The organism is Pectobacterium versatile (genome assembly GCF_003932035.1).
GTDB classification, from domain to species: Bacteria; Pseudomonadota; Gammaproteobacteria; order Enterobacterales; family Enterobacteriaceae; genus Pectobacterium; species Pectobacterium versatile.
Window position 1 is genome coordinate 1,158,475 of record NZ_CP034276.1, and the last position, 25,565, is coordinate 1,184,039.

18 protein-coding genes are annotated in these 25,565 nt (G+C 54.0%); 14 read left to right on the forward strand and 4 right to left on the reverse strand.

Annotation, left to right across the window (positions count from 1 at the left end; all coding sequences use genetic code 11):
- Positions 1-105 precede the first annotated feature (105 nt).
- The 4 genes from rppH (at position 106) to thyA (ending at position 4,822) form a co-directional block, all read left to right on the forward strand.
- Positions 106-639 carry an RNA pyrophosphohydrolase gene (rppH, locus tag EIP93_RS05300; RefSeq protein WP_010282870.1) on the forward strand — a complete coding sequence of 178 codons (534 nt, stop codon included), beginning with the start codon at positions 106-108 and terminating at the stop codon, positions 637-639.
- A 12-nt stretch (positions 640-651) separates the two neighbouring features.
- On the forward strand, positions 652-2,898 hold the full coding sequence (gene ptsP, locus EIP93_RS05305; protein WP_125232396.1) for a phosphoenolpyruvate--protein phosphotransferase: 2,247 nt from the start codon (positions 652-654) through the stop codon (positions 2,896-2,898).
- Positions 2,899-3,124: 226 nt separating this feature from the next.
- Positions 3,125-3,991, forward strand: coding sequence for a prolipoprotein diacylglyceryl transferase (gene lgt, locus EIP93_RS05310; protein ID WP_010299695.1), 867 nt, complete (start codon positions 3,125-3,127; stop codon positions 3,989-3,991).
- A 36-nt stretch (positions 3,992-4,027) separates the two neighbouring features.
- A complete protein-coding gene (gene thyA, locus EIP93_RS05315) occupies positions 4,028-4,822 on the forward strand; it encodes a thymidylate synthase (protein WP_010299697.1) in 795 nt (264 codons plus the stop codon).
- Between the two features lie 42 nt (positions 4,823-4,864).
- Here the strand turns inward: thyA and EIP93_RS05320 are convergent, their stop codons facing one another.
- Complete coding sequence (locus tag EIP93_RS05320) at positions 4,865-5,101, reverse strand: hypothetical protein (protein ID WP_107332432.1); 237 nt, start codon at positions 5,099-5,101, stop codon at positions 4,865-4,867.
- Between the two features lie 21 nt (positions 5,102-5,122).
- Positions 5,123-5,677 (reverse strand): hypothetical protein, encoded by a 555-nt coding sequence (locus EIP93_RS05325; RefSeq protein WP_180744378.1) that lies wholly within the window; start codon positions 5,675-5,677, stop codon positions 5,123-5,125.
- A gap of 222 nt (positions 5,678-5,899) precedes the next feature.
- Between EIP93_RS05325 and EIP93_RS05330 the strand changes: the two genes are divergently transcribed.
- From EIP93_RS05330 to recD, 8 genes are all read left to right on the forward strand, one after another.
- Entirely contained in the window at positions 5,900-6,403 is a 504-nt protein-coding gene (locus EIP93_RS05330) for a prepilin peptidase-dependent protein (protein WP_125232397.1), read from the forward strand.
- Positions 6,397-7,008 (forward strand): prepilin peptidase-dependent protein, encoded by a 612-nt coding sequence (locus EIP93_RS05335; RefSeq protein ID WP_107332434.1) that lies wholly within the window; start codon positions 6,397-6,399, stop codon positions 7,006-7,008. The genes EIP93_RS05330 and EIP93_RS05335 overlap by 7 nt, the downstream gene beginning before the upstream one ends.
- Entirely contained in the window at positions 7,005-7,460 is a 456-nt protein-coding gene (locus tag EIP93_RS05340) for a YgdB family protein (RefSeq protein WP_223193359.1), read from the forward strand. The genes EIP93_RS05335 and EIP93_RS05340 overlap by 4 nt, the downstream gene beginning before the upstream one ends.
- Positions 7,447-7,842, forward strand: a complete 396-nt coding sequence (locus EIP93_RS05345) for a prepilin-type N-terminal cleavage/methylation domain-containing protein (protein WP_116362602.1) — start codon at positions 7,447-7,449, stop codon at positions 7,840-7,842. Before EIP93_RS05340 ends, EIP93_RS05345 begins: the two co-directional genes overlap by 14 nt.
- 180 nt (positions 7,843-8,022) lie before the next feature.
- A complete protein-coding gene (gene recC, locus EIP93_RS05350; protein ID WP_116362601.1) occupies positions 8,023-11,421 on the forward strand; it encodes an exodeoxyribonuclease V subunit gamma in 3,399 nt (1,132 codons plus the stop codon).
- 96 nt (positions 11,422-11,517) lie between these two features.
- Complete coding sequence (gene ptrA / locus EIP93_RS05355) at positions 11,518-14,454, forward strand: pitrilysin (RefSeq protein ID WP_125232398.1); 2,937 nt, start codon at positions 11,518-11,520, stop codon at positions 14,452-14,454.
- Positions 14,451-18,032 (forward strand): exodeoxyribonuclease V subunit beta, encoded by a 3,582-nt coding sequence (gene recB, locus EIP93_RS05360; RefSeq protein WP_125232399.1) that lies wholly within the window; start codon positions 14,451-14,453, stop codon positions 18,030-18,032. The genes ptrA and recB overlap by 4 nt, the downstream gene beginning before the upstream one ends.
- Positions 18,029-19,888 carry an exodeoxyribonuclease V subunit alpha gene (gene recD / locus EIP93_RS05365; RefSeq protein ID WP_125232400.1) on the forward strand — a complete coding sequence of 620 codons (1,860 nt, stop codon included), beginning with the start codon at positions 18,029-18,031 and terminating at the stop codon, positions 19,886-19,888. Before recB ends, recD begins: the two co-directional genes overlap by 4 nt.
- A gap of 12 nt (positions 19,889-19,900) precedes the next feature.
- Here recD and EIP93_RS05370 read toward each other — a convergent pair whose 3' ends face one another.
- On the reverse strand, positions 19,901-20,923 hold the full coding sequence (locus EIP93_RS05370; protein ID WP_125232401.1) for a LacI family DNA-binding transcriptional regulator: 1,023 nt from the start codon (positions 20,921-20,923) through the stop codon (positions 19,901-19,903).
- 325 nt (positions 20,924-21,248) lie between these two features.
- Between EIP93_RS05370 and EIP93_RS05375 the strand changes: the two genes are divergently transcribed.
- Positions 21,249-22,445, forward strand: coding sequence for an L-talarate/galactarate dehydratase (locus tag EIP93_RS05375; RefSeq protein WP_125232402.1), 1,197 nt, complete (start codon positions 21,249-21,251; stop codon positions 22,443-22,445).
- 63 nt (positions 22,446-22,508) lie between these two features.
- On the opposite strand, the gene argA is transcribed toward EIP93_RS05375, so the two are convergent.
- Positions 22,509-23,852 (reverse strand): amino-acid N-acetyltransferase, encoded by a 1,344-nt coding sequence (gene argA, locus EIP93_RS05380; RefSeq protein ID WP_170310700.1) that lies wholly within the window; start codon positions 23,850-23,852, stop codon positions 22,509-22,511.
- Positions 23,853-24,216: 364 nt separating this feature from the next.
- On the opposite strand from argA, the gene amiC reads away from it, so the two are divergent.
- Positions 24,217-25,461 carry an N-acetylmuramoyl-L-alanine amidase AmiC gene (amiC, locus tag EIP93_RS05385; protein ID WP_029368977.1) on the forward strand — a complete coding sequence of 415 codons (1,245 nt, stop codon included), beginning with the start codon at positions 24,217-24,219 and terminating at the stop codon, positions 25,459-25,461.
- Positions 25,462-25,565: the final 104 nt, after the last annotated feature.

Here is a 25,565-nt window from a genome sequence, read left to right on the forward strand (position 1 = left end):
CTTACTTTTATTCGTATCACATGCTTTCTAAGCAGTGGTTTACCGCCTGACGGGAGTGTGAAACAATCAGGTCATCTTTGCATTGATGTTTATCGAGGTAGTCCGGTGATCGATGATGATGGCTACCGCCCAAACGTTGGTATTGTAATTTGTAATCGGCAGGGGCAGGTGATGTGGGCCCGGCGCTATGGTCAGCACTCCTGGCAGTTTCCGCAGGGGGGGATTAATCCCGGTGAAAGTGCTGAGCAGGCGATGTACCGCGAACTGTTTGAAGAAGTCGGGTTAAGAAAAAAGGATGTGCGCGTATTGGCATCTACCCGTAACTGGTTACGCTATAAATTACCAAAGCGTTTGGTGCGTTGGGATACAAAACCGGTCTGTATCGGCCAAAAGCAGAAATGGTTTTTGCTACAGTTGATGTGTAATGAGTCGGATATCAATATGCAGAGCAGCGGCACGCCGGAATTTGATGGCTGGCGCTGGGTGAGTTACTGGTATCCGGTACGTCAGGTCGTCTCTTTTAAGCGAGATGTGTATCGTCGCGTGATGAAGGAATTTATCAACCCGGTGATACTGCTTCAGGAGAGTGTTGCGGCTCGGGTGGTTACGCCATCCGGTCCTCGGCGAAAAAGAGGGTAATTCAGGCACATTATGCTCACGCGCTTGCGAGAAATTGTCGAAAACGTTGCGGCAACGGCCCGCCTTAGTGATGCGCTGGACATTCTGGTCAATGAGACCTGTCAGGCTATGGACACGGAAGTCTGTTCCATTTATCTGGCCGATCACGATCGTCAATGTTATTACCTGATGGCAACGCGCGGGTTGAAAAAACCGCGCGGGCGCACGGTTACGCTGGCGTTTGGGCAAGGCATTGTCGGGCTGGTCGGGCAACGTGCTGAGCCCATCAATCTGGCCGATGCTCGTGCACATCCTAGTTTCAAATATATCCCCGCCGTGAAAGAGCAACATTTCCGATCTTTTCTTGGTGTTCCCATTATCTACCGTCGCCACCTGCTGGGCGTGCTGGTGGTACAACAGCGTGAACATCGTCAGTTTGATAAGAACGAAGAATCGTTCATGGTGACGCTGGCCACGCAGATGGCCGCTATTCTCTCCCTTTCGCAGATAAAAACGCTCTTCGGTCAATACCGCCAAACGCGCGTTAAGGCGCTGGTGGCTGCACCGGGTGTGGCGATTGCCCCCGGCTGGCAGGATTGTACCCAACCTTCTCTGGAACAGGTTTTCCCCGCGTCGAGTCTGGACAGTGAGCGCGAGCGTTCTCGTTTAACGCAGGCGCTGGAAGAGGCCACGGCGGAATTCCGTCGCTTCAGCAAGCGGTTTAGCGCCAGCGCGCAGAAAGAGAGTGCGGCGATTTTCGATTTGTATTCGCACTTGCTGAATGATGCGCGGCTCAAGCGTGAACTCTTTCAGGAAGTGGATGCGGGCAATGCCGCCGAGTGGGCTGTGAAGCTGGTAATCGAGCGCTTTGCCGCGCAGTTCACCAATTTGCAGGATACTTATTTGCGCGAGCGTGCCGGCGATCTGCGTGCGTTGGGGCAACGGCTGCTGTTCCACCTCGACGATAACGCGCAGATCATGGGGCAATGGCCTGAGCGCTTTATCCTCGTGGCGGACGAATTAACGGCCACGCTGCTGGCGGAACTGCCGCCGGAGCGGTTGGCTGGTGTTGTCGTGTATGACGGTGCCGCCAATTCGCATGCGGCGATTCTCGTCCGTGCGATGGGCATTCCGACGCTGGTGGGCGCGGATATTCAGCCTGACATGCTGCATCAGCGCCTGCTGATCATTGACGGCTATCGCGGCGAGCTGCTGGTCGATCCTGAACCCGTACTGGTACAGGAATATCAGCGCCTGCTGACGGAAGAAAACGAGCTGACCCGTCTGGCCGAAGGCGAAATGGAGCAGCCTGCCGTGCTGAAAAGCGGCGAGCGCATTCAGGTCATGCTGAATGCAGGGTTGAGCGCCGAGCACGAAAAACGCTTTATCAATCAGGTCGATGGCGTGGGGCTGTATCGCACAGAAATTCCTTTTATGCTGCAAAGCGGGTTTCCGTCCGAAGATGAGCAGATGGCGCAATATCAAAGCATGTTGGCGCTTTATCCTACGCGCCCTGTGATGTTGCGCACGTTGGATATCGGCGCAGATAAGCCACTGCCTTATCTGCCTATCAGCGAAGAGAACCCGTGTCTCGGCTGGCGTGGCATTCGTATTACGCTCGATCAGCCTGAAATCTTTCTGATTCAGGTGCGCGCCATGCTGCGTGCCAACGCGCATATTGGCAATCTCAACATCCTGCTGCCGATGATCAGCAGTCTGGATGAAATCAGTGAAGCGCGTCGCCTGATCGATCAGGCCGCGGGCGAAGTGGAGGAATTACTGGGCTTCCCGCAGCCCAAGCCGCGAATTGGGATCATGATTGAAGTCCCGTCGATGCTGTTCCTGCTCCCCCATCTGGCTTCTCGCATCGATTTTGTTTCGGTTGGCACCAACGATCTGACGCAGTATTTGCTGGCAGTAGATCGTAACAACGCTCACGTGGCATCGCTTTATGACAGCCTGCATCCTTCCATGTTGCAGGCGTTGAATATGATCGCCGTCGAGTGCGAGCGACATAACATTCCGCTTTCCGTGTGCGGTGAAATGGCGGGAGAAGCGCTCGGTGCACTGCTGCTGACCGGACTGGGTTATCGCTCGTTCAGTATGAACGGGCGTAGCGTGGCGCGAATTAAATATCTGCTGCGCCAAATTACACTGGCTGAATCGCAGTCGTTGGTGAAGCAATTGCTGAATGCACAGAGCGCGACGGAAGTCCGACAGTGGGCAGCGATTTTCATGGAAGAGCGTGGATTGGGCGGCTTGATTCGCGGCGGACGCTAATTCGTCGCGGTGCGATAGTGGCGGATACATCAAGATGTCATTGCGAGTAAATGTTTAACAACGACTCAATGTTTTACAGAACTTTTCCCCTCAGCAAGCAACGAGCGCGGGTGCGTATGCTATGATTCGCCACCGCGGTTCGCAGGAACGGATTCATTCTCCTGCCTTTTGCCTATCAATGACGATCCCGAAAGCAGGGATAACACAATAAAATATGTGGTGAATGATGACGACAAGCTATCTGGCGTTTCCTCAGTTTGATCCAGTGATTTTCTCAATTGGCCCGCTGGCGCTGCACTGGTATGGGCTGATGTATCTGGTGGGTTTTGTATTTGCCATGTGGTTGGCGGTGCGTCGGGCGAATAAACCGGGTAGCGGTTGGACCAAAGATGAAGTCGAAAACTTGCTGTATATGGGGTTCCTTGGCGTCTTCGTCGGTGGGCGTCTGGGCTATGTCCTGTTTTATGCCTTCCCGTCATTTCTTGAAAACCCGCTCTATCTTTTCAAAGTCTGGGATGGCGGCATGTCGTTCCACGGCGGCTTAATGGGCGTGATTTGCGTCATGCTGTGGTTCGCTCATCGCACCAAACGCCATTTCTTCCAGGTTGCTGATTTTATTGCTCCTTTGATTCCTTTCGGGCTTGGCGCAGGCCGGTTGGGCAACTTCATCAACGGCGAACTGTGGGGACGCGTGACGACGGATACGCCGTGGGCGATGCTGTTTCCGGGTTCGCGTAGCGAAGATATGATGCTGGCCGTCAGTAATCCGCAGTGGCAGGCGATTTTCAATCAGTATGGCATGTTGCCGCGTCATCCTTCCCAGCTGTATCAAATGATGCTGGAAGGGGTGGCACTGTTTATCATTCTGAATCTCTTTATCCGTAAACCTCGGCCGATGGGCAGCGTTTCAGGGCTTTTCCTGATCGGTTACGGCACATTCCGAATTATTACCGAATTCTTTCGTCAGCCAGATGCACAGCTGGGGCTGTTCGGCGACCTGTTCAGCATGGGACAAATCCTGTCACTGCCGATGGTTATCGCCGGTATTCTGATGATGGTCTGGGCCTATCGCCGTCAGCCTGCACAGCAATAATCCGCTGTCCTTCTTTAATTTTTGTGGTGAGGTAGTATGAAACAGTATCTGGATCTGATGAAGAAAGTGCTTGAAGAAGGCACGCCGAAAGCCGACCGCACCGGCACGGGCACGCGTTCTATTTTCGGCCATCAGATGCGTTTCAACTTGCAGGACGGGTTTCCGCTGGTTACCACCAAAAAATGCCACCTGCGTTCGATTATCCATGAACTGCTCTGGTTCCTGAACGGCGATACCAATGTTGCTTATCTGCATGAAAACAAAGTCAGTATTTGGGACGAATGGGCGGATGAGAACGGTAATTTGGGGCCGGTTTACGGTAAACAGTGGCGTTCATGGGGAGCCGCAGACGGTCGTGAGATCGACCAGTTGAAGAATGTCCTGACCCAGTTGAGACAGGATCCAGATTCTCGCCGTATTATCGTGTCTGCCTGGAACGTGGGTGAGCTGGACAAAATGGCGCTGGCACCGTGCCACGCGTTTTTCCAGTTCTACGTGGCGGATGGCAAACTCTCTTGCCAGCTTTATCAGCGCTCGTGCGATATCTTCCTCGGCCTGCCGTTCAATATCGCCAGCTATGCGCTGCTGGTGCATATGGTGGCGCAGCAGTGCGATCTCGACGTTGGTGATTTCGTCTGGACTGGCGGCGACACGCATTTGTACAACAACCATCTGGAACAGACGAATTTACAGTTGAGCCGTGAACCGCGCGCGCTGCCTAAACTGGTGATTAAGCGCCGCCCGGATACGCTGTTCGACTACCGCTTCGAGGACTTTGAAATTGAGGGATACGATCCGCATCCTGCCATCAAAGCACCGGTTGCGATCTAAGTCTCTCCCATGTTTTTCAGGGCCGCGTAATGCGGCCTTTTTTTATTTCTCTTCGTGCAACGGACCTACCGTTTCCTGAATCGATGGTGCTGGGGAGTTTTTAATCCCATCAGCCGCGATAAACATGAGAGTAAATAATTCTTCCTCACTGGTAATTTGCATTTTGCGGCCAGCATGAGATTTCATCTGTCGAGATGACACCGTCGCACGGTAATCTGTCGGCTCTTTATTCATAACTACCTCGCAAAATGACGATTTATTAGCCACATTGTCGCGCATTATTTACTCTTCCTCAATGTGTTATCCCCGCTTTGAATACGATATGAACCAGTTGAGTAAATCATCTGCCGAGCGAAAGAGGATAGATTTATCTCCGCTTATATCTAAAAATTGATGATTTTTGATATAATAATCAGCAACTTTGTCATTGACTGGGCTTTGAATATAAACGCCTTCACCTTCCACCTTGATAAGAAAAAATAGGATGATGACTAAACAATAGGTCAACATTTTCCCATCCAGAATAGAACCCCTTTTTGAGAAATTCTGAAGTAACTCAATGCTTAATATATGGTTTATTGTACTGAACGAACAAACACAAGCCCCGTCGGGTTTTGTTGTTGGTATATCAGCATCGATCTTAAAGATAAACCCGAATTCACTATCAGCGTAAAGACTCATTTTTGCCAAACGCCAGTCAATATCGAAATCGCTTTCTCTGGCAAGAGCAATGCACCAATCAACATCATCCTGATTCATTGGGGAAACTGACATACCAAGGTTAACCATACTAAAGTAACGATTTGCCACTTCCAGAGCTGAGGTCCCATTTTCTCTCACTGTTGTTGATTTCATTTCGATCTCCTTATCCTGAGTTCGATTCCTCCTTGTCACCGACTTACTCGGGGTGTGACATTACCTCCTTCACTGCGTGCTTTCTCCTGCTATTCCCTCGTTTTCCCTATCTCCCCGCACGCTTTTTCTGTTGTTACATCGTTGCAGTAAAACATTGCGAGCCGCCGCGTATAACGTCGTTAACACGCTGTTTTTGCTGATAAGACTTATTATCCTGACGCCATGAAAACAGATAATCGACAACGGCGAGGGTTTACCTTGCTTGAATTATTGGTGGTGCTGACGATTGTGGCGCTAATGGCGGGGGGCGGCTTGCATGGCTGGATTCAGTATCAGCAGGCAATTCGTCTGGAGCAGAGTGCCCAGCAACTGCTGGACTTTTTGAGTCGGGTTCAGGCGAATGCCTACTGGCATAACGAAACCCGCACAGCGAAGCTCATACCGCAGGGAGAATTATGGTGCATGGTGGCAGGGCAGAATGAAACGCAGGCAGAGGATACGTGCCGTGAGAACCATCCGAGACAGTTCGTTCGCCGCACGCAGGATGTGGTGTTGGCAAAGTTCACAAGCAACGTTTTTACGTTCTTTGGCTTGCGTAACGCGGCACAGGCTGGGCACATCTCGCTGTCGAATTCTGCGGGTCAGCTACGCCTCATCATCTCGGTGAGAGGGCGCATGCGTCTGTGCAGCGAATCGCAGGCTGTCCTGGCGATTCCCCTATGCTGAAACAAATCGTGTTAAGGCAACCAAAGCTGAGGGGTAAGCTGCGTGGATTCACGCTGCCGGAAATCCTGTTAGCGCTGAGCTTAGGTAGCCTGATTATGCTGTCGGCGGCACAGCTGTATCCTCTGTTGCGTAGTCAAAGTCAGGACAGCGCACAGCTTTTCCGGCTGGAGCAGCTCTTCAGTCAGGTCGCCATGGGAATTGAGAAAGACATCCGTCGGGCAGGTTTTTGTGCGGGAACCTGTCAGGGAAAGGCAATCAGCATAGGGAAGTATCCGGGGGAGGCGGAAAATAGCTGTCTGAATGTTTCTTACGATCTGAACCGAAATGGGGTTTGGGATGGTGGGGAACAGCAAGATGCCGAGTCTTTTGGCTATCGTCTGCGCGGTCGGTCGTTGGAAATTCAGAGTGGAGCGCATAACTGTCAGGGCGACAGGTGGGAGAAGCTGTTTGATCCGCAGGAGGTGGTACTCACGGTGTTCCGGTTACAGCGTCTGTCTGCGAAAAATAATGCGGCGTTGTATGAATTACAACTGGCCGGTTATTGGGCCAAGCGTCCTGCCGTTCGGCAGCATACTACTCGCCTTATTCTTGGTCGTAACCAATGAAAAAAGGACATCAGGAGGGAAGTGGAACGCTGGCTATGGTGCTGCTCATCGCCATTATCGGCCTGCTGTTGATGTCCGGTTTGCAACGCCAGCTTGATACTGCCATTCAGGTGGGGAACGATGAACGACACTATCTGCGAGCGTTTAATCAGGCATTGTCTTCGCTGAATTGGGGAAGAGGGCAGCGTTGGAATACGCTAACGGAAAACTGGCAGTGTCAGCAGTTGTCGGCAGAACAGCTTGTGGTATGCCTGCGTGCGGCCTCGGATGGGGAACAAGGATTACTGCGTGGCGAAGGGACTCTGCCCGCTTCGGCGCGACCGTTGACGTTGTACCAACGCGTGTCCTTTTCGGGACTGTCGTCGGGCCAGATTGCGATTCAACCATTGGGTAACGGCTGGTTAGACTTTTGCCCGGATAAAGATGTCGCACGCTGTGATGCAACGGAGTAGCGCAATGAACAACAGGCTAAGGAGTCGTCAATCTGGTTTCAGCCTGCCAGAGACGCTGGTGGCGGCGCTGCTGTTCGCCGTGTCGCTGATGGGGCTACTGCAATATCACCAGATTTTGCAGCAGTCATTTCAGCACCAGTTGCAGCAGCGTCAGGCCTGGCGGTTTGCGATGCAACAGTTGGAGGCTTATGAAGCGGGTATGCCGTATCACCCGTCCGATCTGGATAATATTGCGTCTCTTGCGAGTAAAAATTGGCAGTTTAGTGTGTCAGAGCCGCGACAGAATGGAGAATGCCGTCAGGTAACGGCAAGAGTCATGACGCCACGTCGCTATCAGGCTACACTAAACCGTTGGTTTTGCCGGTCATCACCTGTCAGCTAAACATGCCTGGCAAGCTATACCCTAAATAATTCGAGTTGCAGGCAGGCGGCAACCGCACGAATCCCCGGGAGCTTACACCAGTAAGTGACTGGGGTGAGTAAGGGAAGCCAACGCACATGCAGCTTGAAGTATGACGGGTATATGAATTATCAATCGTAAGCAGCGGTAGCAGGAGCCAGAATGTTTAGAATCTATCACTCCAATCAGTTGGATATCTTGAAAAGACTGATGGTTGAGCTGATAAAACGTCAGCCGCTTGCAGATCCCTTCCAGCAGGAAGTGATTTTGGTGCAAAGCCCGGGGATGGCGCAGTGGCTGCAAATTGAACTGGCTGGGCACTTCGGCATTGCTGCCAATATTCAATTCCCGCTGCCCGGTGTTTTTTTGTGGAATATGTGTCGCCATGTGCTGCCGGATATTCCAAAAGAAAGCGCTTTCAGCAAGGATGCGATGACGTGGAAGCTCATGCATTTGCTGCCCGATTTGTTGGCACAGCCTGATTTTGTGGCCCTTAACCACTATTTGCAGGATGACGATAATCAGCGCAAGCTGCATCAGCTTGCCGGACGCGTAGCGGATCTTTTCGATCAATATCTGATTTATCGTCCCGAGTGGATCAAGGCATGGCAAGAAGGGAAACAGGTTGACGATCTCGGTGGCAACCAGCTGTGGCAATCGGCGCTGTGGCGTGCGTTGGTTGACTACACTCGCGAACTGGCGCAGCCCGAATGGCACCATGCGATTTTGTATCAACGCTTTATTACTGCGCTAGAACAGGCAAAAGCGTGTCCGAAAGGCCTGCCGCCACGCGTTTTTATCTGCGGTATTTCGGCGTTACCCCCTATCTATTTACAGGCGTTGAACGCGCTGGCGCAGCATATTGACGTGCATCTGCTATTTACCAATCCCTGCCGCCATTACTGGAGTGACATTCAGGACTATAAATTTCTGGCGAAGCTAAAAGCCCGCCACCGTCGCCTACACTGCTTTGATGGTGAACAGCCTGATGAAACCCGCCCGCTCTTTCGCGATTCCTCACAGGCAGAAACGTTGTTCAACGACGACGGTAAACAGTCGATTAATAACCCCTTGCTGGCATCGTGGGGAAAGCTGGGGCGCGATAACCTTTATCTGCTGGCTGAGTTGGATAACGTGCAGGAAATCGACGCCTTTGTTGAGTCGGATGGTGAAAATCTGCTGCAAACCTTGCAGCGCGACATTCTTGAGCTGGAAGACCACGCGGTGGTGGCCGTCAGCCACGAAACGCAGAACACCAGCATGCAAAAACGCCTGCTGGCTCTCGACGATCGTTCGATTGATTTTCACGCCTGCCATAGCCCGCAGCGTGAGGTTGAAGTGCTTCACGATCGGCTGCTGGCCATGATGGCTGACGATCCTGAGCTGATGCCGCGCGACGTCATTGTGATGATGGCGGATATCGACAGCTATACGCCGTTTATTCAGGCGGTATTTGGTAACGCTCCGGACAACCGCTATCTGCCTTTTGCCATCTCCGATCAGCGTGCGCGACATGCGCATCCCGCATTGCAGGCGGTAATCAGCCTGCTGGATTTACCGACGAGCCGTTTTACGGCAGAACAGGTTCTGGCATTGCTTGAAGTACCCGCGCTGGCTGCGCGTTTCGGTATTCAGGAAGAAGGGCTACGTCGTCTGCGCCTGTGGGTCGTGGAATCAGGCGTGCGCTGGGGATTGGATGACGACAACGTGCGCGATCTGATGCTGCCGCCAACGGGGCAACATACGTGGCGTTTTGGCCTGACGAGAATGCTGCTGGGCTATGCGATGGACAGCCAGGTCGGTGACTGGCAGGGCGTACTGCCTTACGATGAATCCAGCGGCCTGATTGCCGAACTGGCTGGTCAACTGGCCGAACTCCTGATGCAGATCCACCACTGGCGTCAGCGTCTGTCTCAGCCACGTGTGCTTGTTGACTGGTTACCGCTGTGTCGAGAGCTGATCGAAACCTTCTTTGATGCTGACAGCGAGACCGAAGCGGCGCTGGCCTTGGTGGAAAAACAGTGGCAGTACGTGATTGGTATGGGCACGATGGCGCATTATCCGCAACAGGTGCCGATCTCCCGGTTACGTGATGAACTGTCGCGGCGTCTCGATCAGGAGCGACTCAGCCAGCGTTTTCTGGCCGGTTCGATCAACTTTTGTACGCTGATGCCCATGCGTTCCATCCCGTTCAAGGTCGTGTGTTTGTTGGGTATGAATGACGGTGTTTATCCCCGAACGCTGCCGCCACTCGGGTTCGATCTGATGGGGCGGAAAATCAAGCGCGGCGATCGTAGCCGACGTGATGATGACCGCTACCTGTTTCTTGAAGCGCTCCTGTCGGCGCAGCACAAACTCTATATCAGCTATATCTGGCGCTCGATCCAGGATAATACGCGTCGCTATCCTTCCGTATTGGTCAGCGAACTGACGGAATATATTGCACAAAGTTACGTCCTGCCGGGTGATGAAGCGCTGGATATCGATAGCAGCGCGGAGCGCGTGGTGAAGCACCTTTGCCGTGAACATAGCCGGATGCCTTTTGATGCGAATAACTTCCAGTCTTCACCTCAGCCGTTGAGCTTTGCGGCAGAGTGGCTGGCGGCGGCGAACCAAAAAGGGGAAGCTCAGCCTGATTTCGATCGTGAAGCTTTGTCCGAAAGAGCGAGTGATAGGGATGTCAGTCTGGACGATCTGAAGCGTTTTTATCGTCATCCTGTGCGAGCCTTTTTTCAACTGCGGCTTGGCGTGAGTTTTATGCTGCACAGCGATGAGCTGTTGGATGAAGAGCCCTTTGTGGTTGATAGCCTTAACCGCTATCAGTTAAATAGCGAGTTGCTTAATACCTTGATTAATGAAGGCGATACGGAAAAACTGTATCGCCGTGCCAGAGCCGCGGGTGAACTGCCCTATGGCGCGTTCGGCGAAATTTACTGGCAGGAACAGCAGCAGGAGATGGCGCAGTTGGCTGCGCGTGTACGCGATGAATTAACGCCTTCGCAGTCGGCGAGTCAGGAAGTGGATATCCTCCTTGACGGCGTGCGCGTCAGGGGGTGGCTGAATCAGGTTCAGCCGGATGGTTTGCTGCGCTGGCGTCCGGGCACGCTTTCTATGAAGGATGGCATTACGCTGTGGTTGGAGCATCTGGCCTACTGCGCAACGGGCGGACAGGGCGAAAGCCGGCTGTATGGGCGGGAAGACACGGCGTGGCGCTTTGCTGCGTTGTCGGAAGCGCAGTCCAGAGAACATCTGGCTGTCATGCTGGATGGATATCGTCAGGGAATGAGCAAGCCGCTGTTATTGCTAAATAAAGCAGGGAGCGCCTGGCTGGCTGAATGTTATGATCGTGAAAGCGATAGCCTGCGTGCGGATGAGGACGCGCAGAACAAAGCGCGTACCCGGTTACTGCAAGCCTGGCAGGGCAACATGGGAATGCGGGGTGAAGGTGAGGATTATTACCTGCAACGCATTATTCGTGAGTTGGATGAAAAGCGAATGAATGAGGTGATTGAAGCGGCGCAAATCTGGCTACTGCCACCGTTCCGCTTTAATCTGGCTTGATGGGCTGGTTTTGGATGATGCCCGACTAGATTTCGAGGTGCGAGAAGATAACGCACTGCAACGTGAAAAGTGATGGATATGAGGTTGGAGAATTGCATGCGTAAACAGTGGGTCTGGATTACCGGGTGGTTTCTTTTATTCACATTCTGGCTTCCGGCGAGTTGGGCTGAGACGGGCTGGCAGCCGCTGGCTCAGACGATTCGAAAAAGCGAAAAAGATCCGCGGCAATATCAGGCGATCAAACTGGATAACGGAATGACCGTTCTGCTGGTTTCCGATCCACAGGCACCCAAATCTTTGGCATCACTGGCGCTGCCTATTGGCTCTCTGGACGATCCCAATAATCAACTGGGATTAGCGCATTACCTCGAACACATGGTGCTGATGGGATCGAAACGTTACCCAGAGCCAGAGGCGCTGTCCGAGTTTTTGAAAAAGCATGGCGGTAGCCACAATGCCAGCACTGCGTCTTACCGCACGGCGTTTTATCTGGAAGTGGAAAATGATGCGCTGCGACCCGCCGTCGATCGGATGGCGGATGCAATTGCGGAGCCGCTGCTCGACCCAGTGAATGCCGATCGCGAGCGTAATGCAGTCAATGCGGAATTAACGATGGCGCGTTCGCGCGACGGTCACCGCATGGCGCAGGTGGGGGCAGAGACGCTGAACCCGGCGCACCCGAGCGCGCGTTTTTCGGGGGGCAATCTTGAAACCCTGAGCGATAAACCCGACAGTAAACTGCATGATGAGCTGGTGAAGTTCTATCAGAAATACTACTCCGCCAACCTGATGAAAGGGGTGATTTACAGCAATCAACCTCTGCCTGAACTGGCGAAACTGGCGGTCGACACATTCGGGCGCATTCCCAATCACAACGCCAGCGTCCCTGCGGTTACCGTTCCTGTGGCGACGGAAAAGCAGCGCGGCGTAATGATTCACTATGTTCCTGCTCAGCCGAGAAAACAGCTGCGCATTGAGTTTCGCGTCAGCGATATTAGCCAGGCGTTTCGCAGCAAGACGGATACCTACATTAGCTATCTGATCGGCAACCGCAGCCAGAATACGCTCTCTGACTGGTTGCAAAAGGAAGGACTGGTTGAGTCTATCGGGGCGGGTTCTTCGCCGATCATCGACCGTAACGGCGGCATGTTCGCTATTTCAGCCTCGCTGACCGATAAAGGCCTGGCACAGCGTGATGAAGTGATCGCTGCGATATTCCGTTACCTGCAACAAATCCGCACCGAAGGGATTCAGCAGCGCTATTTTGATGAGATCGCGCATGTTCTGGATCTGGATTTCCGCTATCCGTCCATCAGCCGTGATATGGACTACATCGAATGGTTGGTTGATACCATGCTGCGCGTGCCGGTCGAACATACGCTGGATGCCCAGTATGTTGCCGATCGCTACGATCCGAAGGCTATCGCTGCTCGACTGGATGAGATGACGCCGCAGAACGCGCGCGTTTGGGTCATCAGCCCGAATGAGCCACATAATAAAGTGGCCTACTTTGTCGATGCGCCGTACGAGATGAATAAAATCCCGTCAGCAACATTCGCAAAATGGAAAACGCTGGGGCAGAAAATGTCACTGTCGTTGCCGACGATCAACCCCTATATCCCAGATGATTTCTCCCTGATCAAAGCCGATAAGGCGATGACTAAACCGACGCTCCTGCTGAATCAGCCGGGGCTGCGTGTGTTGTATATGCCAAGCCACTACTTCGCTGATGAGCCAAAAGCGGAAATCACGTTGTTCCTGCGTAATCAGGAAGCGCGCAGTACCGCCCGTAATCAGGTACTGTTTGCGTTAAACGATTATCTGGCAGGTCTGGCGCTGGATGAACTCAGCTATCAGGCTTCGATCGGCGGCATCAGTTTCTCCACCCGCAGTAATGATGGTCTGGTGATTAGCGCCAATGGCTATACCCAACATTTGCCACGGTTGCTGCTGACGTTGGCGGATGGCTACGCCTCCTTTACCTCAACGGAAGCACAGCTGGAGCAGGCGAAATCCTGGTACATACAGCAGCTGGATGGGGTAGAGAAATCAAAAGCCTTTGAACAGGCGTTACAGCCGGTTCAGGCGATATCGCAATTGCCTTACTTTGAGCGCGCAGAACGTCGTAACCTGCTGAAGGATATCCGTTTACAGGACGTCGTTAACTACCGCAAAGACCTGCTGCAAAAAGCCACGCCGGAAATGCTGGTCGTTGGCAATCTGGCTCCAGAGCGAGTCACCGAGCTGGCGAACACGCTGAAAACGCATCTGAAGGCCGGTGGCGACAATCTGTCGCGCAGCGATGATGTCAAAGTCAGTAAGCCGCAACTTGCTAATCTCCAGCGCCCGGGAAGCAGCACGGATTCTGCGTTAGCGGCGGTGTATGTACCGACGGGTTATTCGGAAACGGAAAGCATGGCGTATAGCTCGGTGCTGGGGCAGATCGTTCAGCCTTGGTTCTATAGCCAACTGAGAACCGAAGAGCAACTGGGTTACGCGGTGTTTGCCTTCCCAACGACGGTCGGTCGACAGATGGGCATCGCCTTCCTGCTGCAAAGCAACAGCAAACAGCCTGCTTATCTGTATCAGCGTTATGAAGATTTTTACCTGAAAGCGCAAAAACGACTGCGTGAAATGAGTGAAGAAGAGTTCACTCAGTATAAGCAAGGCGTGATGAATGAACTGAGTCAGCGTCCGCAAACATTGGGCGAAGAGGCCAGCCGACTGCGTCGCGATCTGGATCAGGAAAACTTCGCTTTTGATTCACGTGAGAAACTGCTCGAACAAATCAAACCGCTGACGGTGGCGCAACTGGCAGACTTCTTCCAGAAGGCGCTGAAGCCTGAAGGTCTGGCGATTCTGTCGCAGGTTTCCGGTAGCCATCATGGTAAAGCCGACTATGCCGCACCGAAAGGATGGCATACCTACGCGGATGCGTCTTCATTGCAGAAAACGTTACCGCGTGAGAAAGCGCCCACGATGATCCCTGCGCCAGCAGCATCGGAAGCTGTCGGTAAGGTTCCAGCAGAATGAAAAATGCCGCGCCGCAATCATTAGACGTCATGACGTTGCCGCTCCTGGGGGAGCGCTTGATTGAGGCGTCGGCCGGAACGGGGAAAACCTATACGCTGGCTGCGCTTTACCTGCGCCTGCTGCTGGGGCTGGGCAAGCAAGCCGCGTATCCACGTCCGTTGCTGGTCGAGGAAATTCTGGTTGTGACCTTTACGGAGGCCGCGACCGAAGAGCTGCGGGAGCGTATTCGTGCCAGAATCCACGCTTTGCGCATAGCTTGTTTGCGTAAAAGCGCACAGGGTGAAGAGGCGGAGAAGCCTAAAGATACTTCGCTAGTGCAACTGCTGGCGGAGATTTCGGACCACCGCGATGCGGCTGATGTCTTGCTGGCGGCCGAACGACAAATGGATGAAGCGGCGATCTACACGATCCACGGCTTCTGCCAGCGTATGCTCAGTACCAATGCGTTTGAATCCGGCGTGCTTTTTGAACAGGTGCTGATAGAAGATGAACAGCCGCTGCGCCGTCAGGCCTGCGCCGATTTCTGGCGTCGTTATTGTTATCCGCTGCCGGTAGAGGTGGCGCGGATTGTCGGTCTGGAGTGGAAAGGGCCGGAAAACCTGCTGGCCGATCTGGCTCCTTATCTGCATGGTGAAGCGCCTGCGTTTCGCTTGCCGCCACAAGAAGATGAAACGCTACTGAGTCGACATGAGAATATCGTGGCGACGATCGACGCATACAAACAACGCTGGCTGGCGTCAGCAGCGGATCTGGAAGCGTTGATTAGCGCTTCTGGTGTCGATAAACGCAGTTACAGCAGTAAGCATCTTCCCAACTGGCTACAGAAAGTTACGCTGTGGGCAGAGCAGCCGACGCTGGATTATCAACTGCCGAAAGATCTGGTGAGATTTACCCAGCAAACGCTAATCGAGAAAACGAAGAAAGGCGAGCCGCCTGTTCATGCCCTCTTTGAGGAGACCGAACGGCTGCTTGAAGCGCCGCTGTCGCTGCGTGATTTAGTCATTGTCCGCGCGCTGTCGGCGATCCGGGATTCGGTGCGTGAGGAAAAACGGCAGCGTGCAGAACTGGGATTTGACGATCTGCTGAGCCGTCTGGATGTTGCGTTGCAACAGCCGGGTGGGGAACAGCTTGCCAGCGCCATTCGCGAACGCTATCCGGTGGCGATGATCGATGAGTTTCAGGATACTGACCCCCAGCAGTACCGTATTTTCCGAACGCTGTACGTCGGGCAGCCGCAGTGTGGGCTGCTGCTGATCGGTGACCCTAAGCAGGCTATTTATGCGTTTCGCGGTGCGGATATTTTTACCTATATGCACGCACGCGGAGAAGTGGCCGCACACTATACGCTGGGCACGAACTGGCGCTCGTCGCACCAGATGGTACGCGGCGTTAACCGCTTGTTTGAACGTCTGGAAAATCCTTTTATTTTCCAAAACATCCCTTTTCTGCCAGTCCAGCCGGCTGAATCTAAGCGCGGTTTGGTGTTTGAAGTCGCGGGGCAGCCGCAGCCTGCACTGCAATTCTGGCTAACGGGTTCGGAACCGATTGGCGTAGGAGATTATCAGCAGCGGATGGCGCGCCAGTGTGCGGCGCAGATTCGTGATTGGCTGGCGGCCAGCCAGCGTAGCGAAGCCTGGCTGAGCACCGACGATTCCCGCCGTTTGGTCAGGGCATCTGACATGAGCGTGCTGGTGCGTAGCCGACGTGAAGCCTCGCTGATTCGTGATGCGCTGAGCCGTTTGTCCATTCCCTCGGTGTATCTATCCAATCGAGACAGCGTATTCAGCACGCCGGAAGCCAGCGATATGTTGTGGCTGTTGCAGGCGGTGCTGGCACCCGAGCAAGAGCGCACGTTACGCAGTGCCATGGCGACGGCCTTGATGGGACTGGATGCCGAACAGGTTGATGCCTTAGGGCAAAGCGAAGCCGCATGGGATGCGCTGGTGGATGAATTTGCGGGCTACCGTGTTTTGTGGCGCCAGCGTGGCGTGCTGCCGATGCTGCGGGCGTTGATGAGTCAACATCAACTGGCGGAGAACCTGCTGGCGAGTGCGGAGGGCGAACGCCGGATTACCGATATTCTGCACATCGGTGAATTATTGCAGGATGCCTCCGCAACGCTTGATAGCGAACATGCGCTGGTGCGCTGGCTATCACAGCAGATTGTCCAACCTAATCCGCAGGCAGAGAATCAGCAGCTACGTCTGGAAAGCGATCGTCACTTGGTGCAGATCGTGACGATCCACAAATCGAAAGGGCTGGAATACCCGCTGGTGTGGCTGCCTTTCATCAGTAACTTCCGCGTGCAGGATCAGGGCATTTATCACGATCGCGAGAACTATCAGGCCGTGTTGGATCTGCAAAATAATGAAGAAAGCCAGGCGCTAGCGGAAGAAGAGCGGCTGGCGGAAGATTTACGTTTGCTGTATGTCGCGCTGACCCGTTCTATCTATCACTGTAGCGTGGGCGTCGCCCCCGTTCAGCGGTCACGTAAGAAAGACGGCTGCAGCGATATGCACCAGAGCGCGTTGGGCTATTTACTCCAACGGGGTAAAGAAGCCGAGGCTGCCACGTTAGTCAGCGAGCTGGAAGGCATGGTTGGCGACGGTGTCGCATTAACACCGCTACAGGCAACGGAAGAACAGCGCTGGCAGCCGGATAGGCCAGAATTGGCAGAGTTGCGGGCTCGTCACATTGAACGCCAACTGCGCGACGGCTGGCGAGTCACCAGCTATTCGGGGCTTCAGCAACATGGTTCTGCAAGCGCACAGGATCTGGTGCCGCGTCTGGATATCGAAGCGATAGGCGAGCGTCAGGAAGCGGATGAAACCCAACTGACACCGCATACGTTTCCACGTGGCGCGAGTCCGGGAACGTTTTTGCATAGCCTGTTTGAAACGCTGGATTTCACTCAGCCCGTTGAGGATGACTGGCTGGCCGAGCAGTTGCAGCTACAGGGATTTGAAGCGCACTGGCATCCGGTATTGAAGACGTGGATGGATACGCTGTTGCATACGTCGCTTAACGGGCAAGGGATTATGCTGTCAGCGCTGGATAACGCCGATAAGCAGGCCGAATTACAGTTCTATATACCGATTGATGCGCCAATACAGGCGGCGCAGCTCGATCGGTTGGCAAAGCATCACGATCCGCTATCCGCGCGGTGTCCGGCGCTCTCTTTTCAGCAGGTTAAAGGCATGCTGAAAGGGTTTATCGATCTGGTGTTCCGCTGGGAAGGGCGCTATTACCTGCTGGACTATAAGTCCAACTGGCTCGGCCCTGATGCCAGCGCGTACACCCAAACGGCTATGATGCAGTCGATGGCCGAACACCGCTACGACCTGCAATATCAGCTCTACACGTTGGCTTTGCACCGCTATCTGCGTCATCGCATTGCGGATTATGACTATGAGCGCCATTTTGGCGGGGTGTTTTATCTGTTTTTACGCGGCGTTGAAGCGTCGCATCCCGGCAATGGCATCTTTGCTTGTCGTCCCTCTACTGAATTTGTTTTTGGGCTGGATGCGCTTTTTAAGGGAAAGACGCCTGACGATGCTGATACAGGAATTCCCTCATGATTGCATTACTTGAAACGGCACTGGCGCGGCGGTTGTTACGCCCGCTGGATGTTCAGTTCGCCAGAATGCTGGCGGATGAGACGCAGCCCGATCTGCTGTTGGCTGCCGCCTGCCTGAGTGCGCACTCGGGGGCGGGGCATGTGTGTTTACCGTTGGAGCACTTGCAGGCGCAGACGCTGTTTGACGGCCGTGAGTCTGAACTGGCGCAACAGCTGCTTGCGGAGACAGGACTAAACACGGTTGCCGCATGGCAGCAGCGCTTACTGGTGTCCGATGCCGTCAGCGACGGCAGCCAGCCGACGCCGCTGGTACTGCAAGGAGAAAAGCTGTACTTGCAGCGCAGCTGGCAGAGTGAAGGCCGCGTGGCGCAGTTTATCGCCAGCGAGCGCGATACGATCTCCGTCGATGAACCTGCAATTCGGGCGGTTTTAGATCGGCTGTTTCCTGACACGGACGAAGAGATTAACTGGCAGAAGGTGGCCGCGGCTGTCGCGTTGACGCGCCGCATTGCGGTTATTTCTGGCGGGCCGGGAACGGGGAAAACCACGACGGTGGCTAAGTTGTTAGCGGCGCTGATTGAGCTGAATACGGGAAACGCGTTACGTATTCAACTGGCTGCGCCGACCGGGAAAGCGGCTGCGCGGCTCACGGAGTCGTTGGGGCAGGCCCTGCACCGTCTGGCGGTGGATCCTCGGTTGCGGGAAGCGTTTCCGCAGGAAGCGACAACGCTGCATCGCCTTTTGGGAGCGGTGACGGACAGCCAGCGCCTGCGTCACCATCAGGACAACCCGCTGCATTTGGATGTGCTGATTGTGGATGAGGCGTCGATGGTCGATCTGCCGATGATGGCGAATGTGATTGCCGCGCTTCCGCCACACGCCAGAATTATCTTTCTGGGCGACCGCGATCAACTGGCGTCCGTCGAGGCGGGGGCGGTGTTAGGTGACATCTGTCGTTTTGCCGAAGCTGGCTATAGCCGTGCGCGGGCGCAGCAACTGCAACGCCTGACGGGTTGTACGCTGGATGACAGCGGCCCTGAAGGGCAGTCGACGGTCAGTGACAGTATTTGTCTGTTACGCCGGAGCTACCGTTTCGATCCGCATTCTGGTATTGGACAACTGGCGCTGGCGGTTAACGGCGGTGATGATGCTCGCGTGCGTGCCGTGCTGAACGGTGAGTTTGCCGACATCACCTGTAGCCCGTTAACCGAGGCTGAAGAGTATCAGGCCATGCTGGCACAGTGTGTCGAAGGGTATCGTGATTATCTACAGCTTGTTGCTGCGGGCGCAACGCCGGATGCCGTGCTGCTTGCTTTCCAACGTTATCGCCAGCTGTGCGCGTTGCGTGAAGGGCCGTTTGGCGTAGCAGGACTGAATCAGCGTATTGAGCAGGCTTTGCATCAGTCAGGGCTGATTCAGCGCAGTCGTAATCCGCTTAACCGCTGGTATCCCGGCCGGCCGGTCATGATTGAACGTAACGATGCCGCATTGGGTCTGTTCAATGGTGATATCGGTATCGCCATGATAGGGGAAAGCGGGGAACTGCGCGTATTTTTCCCCTTGCCGAATGGCGAAACCAAAGACGTTACGCCAAGCCGTCTGCCGCCGCATGACACAGCCTATGCGATGACAGTGCATAAATCGCAGGGATCGGAGTTCGATCATACGGCGCTGGTGCTGCCGAACCACTATTTACCGGTGCTGACGCGGGAACTGGTGTATACCGCTATCACGCGTGCGCGCCAGCGTTTGTCACTCTATACCGATGTCCGCATTCTCTGCCGGGCGGTGAAAACGCCAACGCAGCGCTATAGCGGCTTGGAAGAGAGAATTAGCGCACTAATGATGCGTCCTTGATGGGGGATAACGTCAGGCGGACTCACGCTCAATCAGCGAAAAACCGATATCCATGATGGGGGAGGGCACGCTTTTCCCCTCAATCTTTTCTGCCAGCATGGCCGCTGCGTCGGTGCCGATCTTCCAGCGATCGACCCTGACCGTCGTAATCGTTGGTGTGCTGTGTGCAGCGAAATCGAGATCGCCAAATCCCATCACGGCCAGTTGCTTCGGCACCGCTAATCCTCTGGCGGCAGCTTCGATCATCACACCTTGCGCTAGCGTATCGGAACTGCAAATGATGGCATCAAAAACGTCGCCATCGGCGAGAAGTTCGATCAGCCCTTGCCGCCCTAACGCCAGCGTCGCAGGCCACGGGGCGAGGGCTTCACGCACGTAAGTTCCCGGCTGTTTTTGTATGATGTCGTAAATGCCCTTCTTACGCAGCCCGGCACGCGCGTCTTCGGTCCAGACCAGGCCAAAGCGCAAATGTCCTTTACCCAGCAAATAGTGTCCGATGGTGTTCCCGATACTTTCATGGGAAAAACCGACCAGCATATCGAGCGGCGTCGGGGTGAGATCCCAGATTTCGACGACGGGGATCGTGGCGTTGAGCAGGAGACGTTTGAGTTCGGGCGTATGGTGGATACCGGTGAGGACGATACCGTCTGGGCGACGAGAAAGCAGGGTGGCGACAATCTCTGCCTCGGATTTATTGGTATAGCCAGCGACGCACAGCAGCATGTGGTAACCGCGTGCGGCTAGCTCATCGCTGATCGCCTGAACGGTATCAACGAACATATTGTTATTGATTTGCGGCACAACGACGGCAATCAGCTTGCTGCGTCTTGAGGCGAGCCCGCCTGCTAACATATTGGGGATATAGCCTGTGGCGCGGACCGCTTCCATCACCTTATTCACGGTTTCCGCACGAACAATTTTCGGATTGTTCAACGCGCGGCTGACGGTCATGGGCGAAATGCCTGCGGCACGCGCGACATCTTCAAGCGTGGGAGCGCGCGGCGGCATGCTGCTGGCGTTTTTATCGCGTTTCAATCACGGGTTCCCTTCTGAGGCTGCGCGCACATTTACATGTCGCTGGATTATCGTTGATGGCACATCGGTTTACCAGTCGCCTGTGTTTCTACAACCTGCCGAATTGTCTCGTTTTTTCCGGCTGGCCCCAGAGCGGGCTAGGCTGCATTTCCGCTGTATCCTCTTACTTTTCGTGGTGATTGCGCAATCATTAATTCTGTCTCTCGATGAACGATTTTATCGTGTTAATGATTATTGTGTGATCTGTGTTGCATGTTTTTTCTTCGTTTATCGCTATCTTCCTTCTGTTTATGAATGTTAGCGCAATCATTTTACGAGGTGAGACATGACTATCAGTGCAAATTCAGCGGCGGTTAGCTATGCAAAAGTCACGAACGTCAGAACGGCTGCCGAGTCGGGCGATCGAATTGAATGGGTAAAACTCTCTCTGGCGTTTTTGCCGCTGGCAACGCCGGTTAGCGATGCGAAAGTACTGACCGGAAGGCAAAAACCGCTGACCGAAGTCGCGATTATTTTTGCGGAAATCCGCAGTCGTGATGGGTTTGAAGGGGTGGGGTTCAGCTATTCCAAGCGGGCGGGTGGACAGGGCATTTATGCCCATGCGAAAGAGATTGCCGATAACCTGCTGGGCGAAGATCCGAACGATATCGATAAGATCTATACCAAGCTGCTGTGGGCTGGTGCGTCGGTTGGCCGCAGTGGAATGGCGGTGCAGGCGATTTCTCCGCTCGATATTGCACTGTGGGATATGAAAGCCAAGCGTGCAGGTTTGCCCCTGTCTAAGCTGCTGGGCTCACACCGTGATTCCGTGCAGTGTTACAACACCTCCGGCGGCTTCCTGCATACGCCATTGGATCAAGTATTAAAAAATGTCGTGATCTCCCGGGAAAGCGGTATCGGCGGGATAAAACTGAAAGTCGGGCAGCCGAATACGGCGGAGGATATCCGTCGTCTCACGGCGGTGCGCGAAGCGCTGGGGGATGATTTCCCGCTGATGGTGGATGCCAATCAGCAGTGGGATCGCGAAACGGCGATTCGGATGGGCAGAAAGATGGAAGCCTTTAATCTGATCTGGATTGAAGAGCCGCTGGATGCCTACGATGTGGAAGGTCACGCGGCGCTGACGGCCGCGCTGGATACGCCGATTGCCACTGGCGAGATGCTGACCAGTTTCCGCGAACATGAACAGCTAATACTCGGGAACGCCAGTGATTTTGTCCAGCCGGATGCGCCGCGCGTGGGCGGGATTTCGCCTTTCCTGAAAATTATGGACTTGGCCGCGAAGCACGGTCGTAAACTGGCACCGCATTTTGCGATGGAAGTGCATTTGCATCTGGCTGCGGCCTATCCGATTGAACCCTGGCTGGAGCACTTCGAGTGGCTGAATCCGCTGTTCAACGAGCAGCTAGAGCTGCGCGATGGGCGTATGTGGGTATCCGATCGTCTGGGACTAGGATTTACGCTGAGCGAACAGACAAGGAAGTGGACAACATTAAGCTGTGAGTTTGGCAAGCAGCCATAAGCGGATGAAAGATTGTGGCCGACTTTACGGTCGGCCACGAGAAGCGTTATTGAGTGGAATAACTCAGAGGTCTAGCACCAGAATCTTCGAGCGACGCTGGTAGTTGTACAGCGCCTGCTTTTTCTTCGGCAGCATTTCCACTTCGGCGGGTAAAAAGCCGCGTTCCTGGAACCAGTGGATGCTGTGCGTCGTCAGTACAAACAGCTTTTGCAGACCTTGCTGACGTGCCTGAGCGGCAACGCGCAGTAACAGCATATCGCCGCGTGATGAGCTGCGGTAATCCGGGTGAACCGCCACGCAGGCCATTTCACCAATGCTCTCTTCCGGGAACGGATAAAGCGCGGCGCAGGCGATAGTCAGGTTATCGCGTACCACGACAGTGAATTTGTCGATCTCCATTTCCAACTGCTCGCGCGAGCGTCTGACCAGAATACCTTGCTCTTCCAGCGGGCGAATCAGCTCCAGAATACCGCCAATGTCATTGATGGTCGCACGGCGAACCTGCTCGGCGCTTTCCATCACGATCTGCGTACCGATTCCGTCACGTGAGAACAGTTCCTGCAACAGCGCACCGTCGTCCTGATAGCTAATCAGATGGCTGCGGCGCACACCGCTACGGCAGGCTTTGACCGCGCCGCGCAGGAATCGAACCGTACCCGAATGGTAATCGCCAGCTTGTTCCAGTGCATCAATACGCTGCTGTGCATCGTCAGGGAACAGCTCGGAAATGATGTTGCCTTCTTCATTGGTCACGCCCTGTGAGGAGCAGAAGCCGATCATCTTCTCTGCTTTCAGCTTAATGGCGAGCTGGGTCGCGACCTCTTCCGAGGTTAAATTGAAACTTTCACCCGTGACTGACACGGCAACCGGACCGAGCAGCACAATCGCACCGCTATTCAGCTGGCGGTGAACGGCTTCTTCATCAATACGGCGGATACGGCCGCTGTGGCAGTAGTCCACACCGTCATCAACGCCAAGCGGCTGCGCGATAATAAAGTTACCGCTGACGACATTAATGTGGGCACCTTGCAGCGGTGTGTTGTTCAGGCTCATCGACAGCCGAGCGGTGATGTCCAACTGCAACATTCCTGCCGCTTGCTTGACCAGTTCCAGCGTGGTGCTGTCGGTGATGCGGGTATTTTTATGGTAGAGAGGCTCGTAGTGATGCGTTGTCAGGTTGGCGTCGATCTGGGGACGAGCACCATAAACCACCACCAGCTTGATCCCCAGACTGTGTAACAGCCCGATATCATTTACGATGCTAGAGAAGTTGGCATGTTCAATGGCTTCGCCACCTAACATGATGACAAACGTTTTGCCACGGTGGGCATTGATATAGGGAACTGAATGGCGGAAGCCCTGAACCAGTTCTGTACTCCGTTCCTTCACTGCGAGCCCTCTTTGCATTTTTATTCGTAATTTCTGTATTTTTATTCTTTATGACGTAAAAGGCAAGAGGAAGTATTAACCAGAAAAGTCAGGATTCTGTTTCATCTTGCTACCATGCCCTAAATAATTCGAGTTGCAGGAAGGCGGCAACCGCGCGAATCCCCAGGAGCTTACATAAGTAAGTGACTGGGGTGAGCAAGGGAAGCCAACGCACATGCGGCTTGAAGTATGACGGGCATGAATAGGATTTTTGCATGACAGAGTGGAACAGATTCGTTAAAGTTTTTGACAATTTTTACCTTTATTCATTTTTTAATGACCTATCCAGTGCATTGGCAACACAACAGCGCAGGATAGCGCACAGCAATCAGATCGGAGTGGCATGTCTCATTCGAATCATCATTTGACTCGACGGCGTCTATTACAAACCGCAGCAGCAACCTGGCTGTTAAGCGTAAGTGGTGTAGGGATAGCGGCGACGACACAGGTCGTTGCCGTGCGCGTCTGGCCGTCCTCCGCCTATACCCGCGTCACGCTGGAATCCAATCACCCGCTGAAATATAAACAGTTTAGCCTGAGTAATCCTGAACGCATCGTGGTGGATATCGAAAATGTTCATCTAAACAGCGTGCTGAAGGAGATAGCCAGCCAGTTTACGTCAGATAACGATCCGCTGATTAAAGAAGCGCGCATCGGACAGTTTGATAAAACCACGGTGCGCTTGGTGTTGGAACTCAAGCAGCAGGCGACGACCAAGGTCTTTACGCTGGGGCCGGTGGCCGAATTCAAGCACCGGCTGGTGCTGGATTTGTATCCTGCCGCAGGGCGCTACGACAACGAAGACGATCCGCTGCTGGCGCTGCTGGAGGATTACAACAAAGGCGATCTGGAACGTACGCTGCCGGCAGAAGCGCCGAAAGCCGGGAAGGCTGGGCGGGATCGTCCGCTGATTATCATGCTCGACCCTGGTCACGGTGGTGAAGATCCCGGTGCGATTGGCAAGAATAAAACGCGCGAGAAAGACATCGTGCTGCAAATCGCCCGCCGTTTGCGCAAGCTGATCGATAATGAATCCAACATGAAAGCGTATATGACGCGTAATGAAGATGTATTCATTCCGCTGCGCGTGCGGGTGGCGAAAGCGCGCAAGCAGCGTGCCGATCTGTTCATTTCGATTCATGCGGATGCGTTTACCAATCGATCGGCAAGAGGATCGTCGGTTTTTGCGCTGTCGAAGAAAGGGGCAACCAGTACCGCTGCCAGATTTCTGGCAGAGACCCAGAACGAATCGGATTTGATCGGTGGTGTGAGCATGAGCGGCGATCGCTATCTGGATCACACCATGTTCGATCTGGTGCAGACCGTGACCATCAGCGACAGTCTGAAGTTTGGTAAAGAGATCCTGACCCGGCTGGGTAGGGTGAATCGTTTGCATAAAAACAGCGTCGATCAGGCCGGATTTGCAGTACTGAAAGCGCCGGATATTCCGTCTGTTCTGGTTGAGACGGCATTTATCAGCAATCTGGAAGAAGAGCGTAAGCTGCGCACCAGCCATTTCCAACAGCAAATTGCGGAATCCATTTTTGCAGGAATTAAAGCCTACTTTGCCAGTCAGGCCGAACGGTAGTTGATGTAGCACGATGGCCGCGTCTTGCTGGCGCGGTTCAGAGGGAATAAATAGGTCTGGGACGTGGTGTAGGAACTGCATGGAAAATAGATGACGCAGAAAAC